The organism is Mycobacterium sp. TH-M25 (assembly GCF_057473665.1).
This window is the reverse complement of sequence record NZ_JBYCLA010000047.1, coordinates 1-6,438: the sequence shown is the minus strand read 5'-3', so window position 1 is coordinate 6,438 and position 6,438 is coordinate 1. Positions and strand designations below refer to the sequence as shown.

Sequence of the window (6,438 nt, the reverse complement as noted above, 5' to 3'; positions counted from 1 at the left end):
ATGAGCCCGGACTCCATTGAAGCATCCCCGGTTTCATGCACACCTGGTTACGTGTGACCGGTGTGCTTTCCGGCCCGAAGTCGAGCGTAGTACTCGGCCTCGGCTTCCGCGGGTGGGATGCGGCCCAGGCGGTGCATAAGCCTGGCGGTGTTGTACCAGCTAACCCACGCCGAGGTCATGTTCTCCAGGTCGGCGAGGGTACGGATCGGTCCGGTGCGAAACGGGGAGCCTGGGCGTACGCACTCGGTTTTGTAGAGCCCGATCGTGGTTTCGCACAGTGCGTTGTCCAGAGCGTCGCCGACGGTCCCGATCGAGGGGATCAGTCCCTCCAACATCAGCGTCTCGCCGTAATGTATTGCAGTGTACTGACTTCCGGCGTCCGAGTTAAGCCGAATTCGGCTTAATACTGATTATGCCGATGTTTGCGTTAAGCCGGGGATCTGCGCAGATGGCCTGCGTTCGCTGGGGTTGTTGGTGGATTTCTCGGCTTAACGTTTCGGGTCGTGGTTAACGTCCGTCGTATCTCTACGTCTGTGGAAGGAGACGGTCATGGATACGACGGTCAGTGGGATCGGCGCGGTTGTCGTGGCGGAGCTGCGTGCGGCCGGCTATATGGAATCGACAGTTGGTCAGTACGCGAAGACGATCAAGGCGCTCACTGAGTTCGCCTCGGGGCGTGAGTATTCCGCCGAGTTGGGTGCGGAGTTCGCGTCGATGACGACCAGTGTGCGCACCGGTCGGTTCAGCGCTCAGCGCCGGTTCGATTACCGGCGTTTGGTGACGGTGTTCGACTCCTATGTGCAGACCGGCGAGGTGGACCTGTCGGTTCGTGGGCGCGGCGGCGGAGGTCCACGGCCGGCGGGCAGCGACTTCGTTGGGCTGGACGCCGCTTGGGAGGCAGAGATGGGCCACCGCGGTCTGGCGCCGGCCACCTGTGAGGCCTATGGACGGGTGGCGCGGAGCTACCTGGTGTTCCTGGAAGGACGCGGGATCGCTGTGCTGGGCGATGCGGATGGCGCCACTGTTCTGGCGTTTTTGGAATCCTTACTGGATCGGTGGGCCAAGTCGTCGCTGTTTTGGGTGGTGTCGAACTTTCGTCCGTTCCTGAAGTTCACTGGCCGCACTGATCTGGTCAATGCGCTGAATCTAGCTGGTATCAAACGCTTTCATGCGATAGTGCCCGTCTTGGAGGATGCCGACCAAGGGCTGGTTGTTCGCGCGTGTGCGTCGGGGGTGGTCAGCGCGCGAGACGCGGCGATCACGCTGCTCGCGTTGTCGACGGGATTGCGGGCCTGTGACATCGTGGCGTTGCGGCTCGGTGATGTCGACTGGCGTGGGCGCACCATCGGTCTGGTGCAGCAGAAGACGGGCAACCCGCTAACGCTGCCGTTGCCAGCGCTGTTGCTGGGCAAGCTGGCCTCCTATGTTCTCGACGAACGGCCAAGCTCCGGCGATGATCACCTGTTCCTGCGTTTGAAAGCCCCACACACCCGGCTGGGCGATCACGCGACGGTGCACCGAGTCACCGTGGAGACATTCCGGAAAGCGGGAGTGCGCGAGGTGAGGGCGGGAACCCGGTTGCTGCGCCACAATGCCGCATCCCGGTTGCTGGCCGCGGCGGTCCCGCTGCCGACGATCGCGGCAGTGCTCGGCCATGCCAGTGAAGAATCGACGAACCTCTACATGAGTGTGGACCGGCCGCGTCTGCTCGGCTGCGTCCTGCCGGTCCCAGAAGCCGTGCGGTCATGAGTGGCCACGGCTTCACCAGCGCGTTCGCCACCGAGCTGGATGCCTACCTGGCGTTCAAGGCGAACATGGGATTCACTGGCGCGTCTCGTATTTGGTATTTGAAACAGTTCGATGCCTACTGCGCCGCCCATGACCGCACGGTGTTCGACAAGGACACTGTTGAAGGCTGGGTCGGTGTTCAGCTGCAACGGTGCGGCCGTTACCGGTCCTGGATGTCCTACATCCGTGACCTCGGCCGCTGGATGACGATGCACGCGATCCCCGACGCCTATGTGCTTTCCGATCGGTGGAAATCCCCGTTCGTCGCCGCCCACCCTTATCTGTTGTCCCGCCATGAGATCGAGATGTTCTTCACCGCCGCCGCCCAGCTGCAGACGCCATGCCCGTGGCGATGGCAGGCGGTGGCGTTTTTCACCCTGATGCACTCGTGCGGGCTGCGGACCGGGGAAACCCGCGCCCTGCAGACCGGACAGGTCGACCTTGCTGGTGGGCACATCGACATCATCTGGTCCAAAGGCCATCGCAGCCGCAGGCTGCCGTTGACTGACCAGGTCATCGCGATCCTCGACAGCTGCGACCGGATCTCGCGCGCGCAGTTCGCCGCGCGCGAGACGTTTTTCGTCTCCGCTACCGGCAACCAGGTGACCACGGCAACGGTCGGGAAGGTGTTCGGCCGCATCTGGGATGCGGCCGGGCTGCCCCGACCCGGGGCCGGCCAGCAGCCACGACCCTACGATTTCCGGCATCACTTCGCCTACGCCAATATCCACCGATGGATGACCGCCGGCGACGACGTCACCGCGATGCTGCCCTACCTGTCCCGTTACATGGGGCATGGGACCTTTGAGAGCACGTACTACTACGTGCACACCTCGCCCGATTTCATGGCCGCCTACGCCGACATCACCGCCCAACGCCAGTCCCTGCTACCGCAGGTGGGATTCTGATGAGACGCGACCCGCATACCGGCGCACCGGACTTCTTCGGGTTCGCCCGCGATTATCTGCACGCCTACATGCCCAAGACCAGAGGACTATCGCCGAAAACGATTGAGGCCTATCGGATCAGCCTGGAATGCTTCCTGGATTACCTGGACGAGGCCGAGCACATCGGACGCGACCGTGTCAGCTTCGATCACTTCGACCGCCAGCACCTCAAAGGATGGCTGGCCTGGATGACCGATCAGCGGCACTACACACCCAAGACCGTCACGTTGCGCCTGAGTGCGGTCAAAGCGTTCCTGACCTACGCGGCCTATGAAGATCTCACGCTCGTCGCGCTCAGCCAATCAGCCAAAGCACTCAAAGCGCCGGCTGGCCCCCGCAAGCCCATCGAGTACCTCACCGAAGCTCAAACCCGGGCGATCCTTGCCGCGTTCACCGGACAGACAGCGAAATCTCGCAGAAACCGGATGCTGCTGATCCTGCTCTACGACACCGCCGCCCGCGTGGGCGAACTCACCGGCCTGACCCTGCAGGATCTTCACCTGACCGAGCCCGGGCACATCGTGCTCACCGGCAAGGGCAACAAGACCCGCGTCGTGCCGCTCACCGACAAGACCGTCGAGCACCTGCACGTCTACCTCGACGAGTTCCACCCCAACATCACCAAACTCCCCGCGAACAGGCCGTTGTTCTACAGTCTGCACCGCGGGCGAGCGGCCGAACTGTCCGCTGACACCATCGCCGCCGTGCTCAAACAAGCCGCCGAATCCGCTCGTGCTCAATGCCGTTCGATCCCGGCGAACATCCACTGCCACCTGCTGCGCAAAACCAAGGCAATGGATCTCTACCAGCAGGGCATTCCGCTGCCGATCATCATGCGTCTCCTCGGCCACGAAAACACCTCCACCACAGCAGCGTTCTACGCGTTTGCGACCCTGGACATGATGCGTCAAGCGATCAACGCCGCCACCCCCGCCATCAACACCGCGGCCACCGAGCCGCTCACCGAAGACCAACTCCACACCCTCTACAGTCTGCGATAACCGCGAAACGTTAAGCCGAGAAATCCACCAACAACCCCGGCGAGCGCAGGCCATGCGCGCAGATCCCCGGCTTAACGCAAACATCGGCATAATCGCTATGATGAATTGTGTCGTTGAATGGATGGCCTTGACGGGCCCGGAAGACCGCAGAGTGGCGCAGCGCGCGCTCGACGAATCCGGTGTCTTTAACCATCGAGCACTCCCAGCCCGCGATCACCCCAGCGTAGGCGTCGACGACGAACGCGGTGTAGCCGAACCCACCGGTGTCCAGCGCAACGTAGGTGAAGTCAGCTACGTCCAGCAAATTGGGCGCGCTAACGCGCCATTTGCGGCTCACCAGGTCCGGCGCCCGGCCCGCAGCCGGGTCGCGCTCGGTGGTGCGCGGCGGGCGGCGAGCACGCATGACGCCTCGCCAACCGTTATGCCGCATAATCCGTTCCGCCGTGCGACGCGCCACCGGGATACCCTGCCGCTGCAGGTGCGCCCACATCTTCAAGCTGCCGTACAGGCTCTCCGGTGGGCGTTTACCGTCGGCATCAGGTTCGTAGTAGCCGGCCAGGATCTCGGTGATCGTGGTGTCCCACAGAGCCCGTTTCGATGGTGCAGACGAGCGGTGCGCCCAGTAGGTGCGCGGGGCGATCGCCGCGCCCTGGATACCCAGGGCGCGGCAGATCGGTACGACCCCGAACTGCTCCTTGTGTTCGTCGATGAACGCACAGATCAGCGGTGTAGCGGGTCGCACTCCCGCGCGAAGAAAGTTGTTGCGGCCTTGAGGATTTCGATCGTTGCCTCAAGCTCCCTGGTCTTGCGGCGTAGCTCCCGCAGTTCCCGGCTCTCCTCGCTGGACACCCCTGCTGCTTCACCGGCGTCGATCTCGGCTTGGCGTACCCACTTGCGAAGCGTCTCGGCGTTCATCCCCAGCCGGCCCGCGATCGCCTTCATCGCTGCCCACTCTGAGTCGTAGTCCTCGCGGTGTTCGCGGACCAGCCGCACCGCCCTGGCCTTGGTGTTCTCGTCGTACTTGCTCGGCATCGCGCCATCCTTCCCAACAAAGGAAGTGCGCATAAAACCGGGGACGGTTCACCATCGCCCAACGAGTCAACGTTCACGCCACCAACGCCGCAGCGTCCTGCTCATCACTGAACGACAAGAACATCACGCCCCACGTCCTACGGCACACCGCTGCCATGCGACTTCTCCACGCGGGCATCGACATCACCGTCATCGCGCTCTGGCTCGGCCATGTCCACATTGCCACCACACAGATCTACCTCGAGGCCGACCTCATTCTCAAACAACGCGCTCTCGACCGAACCACCCCGGTCACCAGTCAAACTGGGCGCTACCACCCGCCCGACACTCTCATCGCCTTCCTCGAAAACCTCTGAGATTATGCCGATATCGGCAGCACGGAAAACGTCCCTACCAGCACCGGCCACCCCGACGTCGGCATAACCAGAAGATCGGAGTAATGCACCTAATGCCGACATCGGCATTAGGTGCACTACGCCGCCAACCTGATGGACGTGACCCCGAAAAGCTCCTGGGGATGGGTCAAAGCGCTGCTGCACTCGATCTATGACCAGCCCGACGCCCAAGCGGTGCACGCACAGTTCGACCGGGTCGTCGACGCGCTGACCGACAAGCTGCCCGCCGTCGCCGCCCACCTCGATGATGCCCGCGCACAGATCCTGGCGTTCACCGCGTTCCCCAAGGAACTGTGGCGCCAAATCTGGTCGAATAACCCCAACGAGCGCCTCAACCGCGAAATCCGCAGGCGCACAGACGTTGTCGGTATTTTCCCCGACCGTGACGCCGTCATCCGCCTGGTCGGAGCCGTCCTGGCCGAACAACACGACGAATGGGCTGAAGGCCGCCGCTACCTGGGCCTGGATGTCCTGGCTCGGGCCGCTGCCGTCGGCAACCCCGAACCCGAACCCGCACCCGCTCCGCCGGCCGCCAACGGCCTGCCCGAACTGGAGCCCGCAGCATGATAAACTCAAGCACACCAAGCGAATTCGGCCCAGGGCTGACCCGCCAAGCCTACCTCGACCAACTCGCCGACACCGGTCACACCGGCTGGTACGACGAGCGCGGCGTCCCCGCGCCATGGCCCGAGGACTTCTGCGACCCCGACAGCGGATGGCAACCCACGACAGGAGGTCAGACCACCAGCACCGACCCCGACTACCCCTTCTAACCCCACCAAATCGAAGGATCAGCCGTTACACCACCCCCGGGGACTTGACCGCAACTATCGCGGGCGGCGGCCTGCGGCTCGTGTTGCGGTGGCAAGGTTGCGAGCAACGCGGTGGTCAGCTGCGTAGCAAAGTCGAAGGCGGCGGTAACCGGCATGATTTGGCCGCCAGGGGTTGTCTGGAGCCAGGACTGGGCGTCGTCACCCGAGGTGAAGAAGTGCACCTGGTTGCAGAACGAGGAGCGGATCTCGCTGAGGTCGTCGGGGTTGACTAGTGACACCACGGCGGTGGCTGGCTCGAGGTCGCGGATCCCGCGCGGGCCCGCGGTCAACCGGATTGGCTGTCCACAAGCCGGGGAGACCGACTCAATGTGGGCGTCCCGGTCGAGGATGCGCGGGAAGATCAAGGTGTCTAGGGCGCACCAGGTGTAGAGCTCCGCGCCGTCGAGGGTGAACCGGTGCCGGCTCGGGCGCAGGGTCAATCCGTGGCCGACGATGCGACCCT

At 63.6% G+C, this 6,438-nt stretch carries 6 protein-coding genes, 3 pseudogenes and 1 other annotated feature; of the genes and pseudogenes, 6 read left to right on the top strand and 3 right to left on the bottom strand.

Going from position 1 to position 6,438, the window contains the following annotated elements:
* Positions 1-47: 47 nt before the first annotated feature.
* Positions 48-386, bottom strand: a pseudogene (locus tag AC2VOU_RS01900) (integrase core domain-containing protein); the annotation flags it as partial.
* Between the two features lie 163 nt (positions 387-549).
* On the opposite strand from AC2VOU_RS01900, the gene AC2VOU_RS01895 reads away from it, so the two are divergent.
* The 3 genes from AC2VOU_RS01895 to AC2VOU_RS01885 are packed head-to-tail and all read left to right on the top strand — an operon-like array spanning position 550 to position 3,736.
* Complete coding sequence (locus AC2VOU_RS01895) at positions 550-1,749, top strand: tyrosine-type recombinase/integrase (protein ID WP_486955834.1); 1,200 nt, start codon at positions 550-552, stop codon at positions 1,747-1,749.
* Entirely contained in the window at positions 1,746-2,696 is a 951-nt protein-coding gene (locus AC2VOU_RS01890; RefSeq protein WP_486955833.1) for a tyrosine-type recombinase/integrase, read from the top strand. The genes AC2VOU_RS01895 and AC2VOU_RS01890 overlap by 4 nt, the downstream gene beginning before the upstream one ends.
* Positions 2,696-3,736 (top strand): tyrosine-type recombinase/integrase, encoded by a 1,041-nt coding sequence (locus AC2VOU_RS01885; protein ID WP_486955832.1) that lies wholly within the window; start codon positions 2,696-2,698, stop codon positions 3,734-3,736. The genes AC2VOU_RS01890 and AC2VOU_RS01885 overlap by 1 nt, the downstream gene beginning before the upstream one ends.
* A 91-nt stretch (positions 3,737-3,827) precedes the next feature.
* Here AC2VOU_RS01885 and AC2VOU_RS01880 read toward each other — a convergent pair.
* Positions 3,828-4,768 (bottom strand): annotated as a pseudogene (locus AC2VOU_RS01880) (IS3 family transposase); the annotation flags it as partial.
* Positions 4,368-4,496: a sequence feature (AL1L pseudoknot), on the bottom strand. (Overlaps the previous pseudogene by 129 nt.)
* A 53-nt stretch (positions 4,769-4,821) precedes the next feature.
* Here AC2VOU_RS01880 and AC2VOU_RS01875 point away from each other — a divergent pair.
* From AC2VOU_RS01875 to AC2VOU_RS01865, 3 genes and pseudogenes are all read left to right on the top strand, one after another.
* Entirely contained in the window at positions 4,822-5,124 is a 303-nt protein-coding gene (locus AC2VOU_RS01875; protein WP_486955835.1) for a tyrosine-type recombinase/integrase, read from the top strand.
* A gap of 114 nt (positions 5,125-5,238) precedes the next feature.
* Positions 5,239-5,730: pseudogene (locus tag AC2VOU_RS01870) on the top strand (transposase); the annotation flags it as partial.
* Positions 5,727-5,936 carry a hypothetical protein gene (locus AC2VOU_RS01865; RefSeq protein WP_486955831.1) on the top strand — a complete coding sequence of 70 codons (210 nt, stop codon included), beginning with the start codon at positions 5,727-5,729 and terminating at the stop codon, positions 5,934-5,936. The pseudogene AC2VOU_RS01870 and the gene AC2VOU_RS01865, both read left to right, overlap by 4 nt.
* Here the strand turns inward: AC2VOU_RS01865 and merB are convergent.
* A partial coding sequence (merB, locus tag AC2VOU_RS01860) for an organomercurial lyase (RefSeq protein WP_486955830.1) occupies positions 5,933-6,438 on the bottom strand: 506 nt, incomplete at its 5' end. The genes AC2VOU_RS01865 and merB overlap by 4 nt on opposite strands.

Bases quoted from the DNA above. Each gene is read 5' to 3' on its own strand.
- AC2VOU_RS01885 (WP_486955832.1), top strand. From the start codon at position 2,696: ATGAGACGCGACCCGCATACCGGCGCACCGGACTTCTTCGGGTTCGCC.
- AC2VOU_RS01895 (WP_486955834.1), top strand. From the start codon at position 550: ATGGATACGACGGTCAGTGGGATCGGCGCGGTTGTCGTGGCGGAGCTG.
- AC2VOU_RS01890 (WP_486955833.1), top strand. From the start codon at position 1,746: ATGAGTGGCCACGGCTTCACCAGCGCGTTCGCCACCGAGCTGGATGCC.
- AC2VOU_RS01865 (WP_486955831.1), top strand. From the start codon at position 5,727: ATGATAAACTCAAGCACACCAAGCGAATTCGGCCCAGGGCTGACCCGC.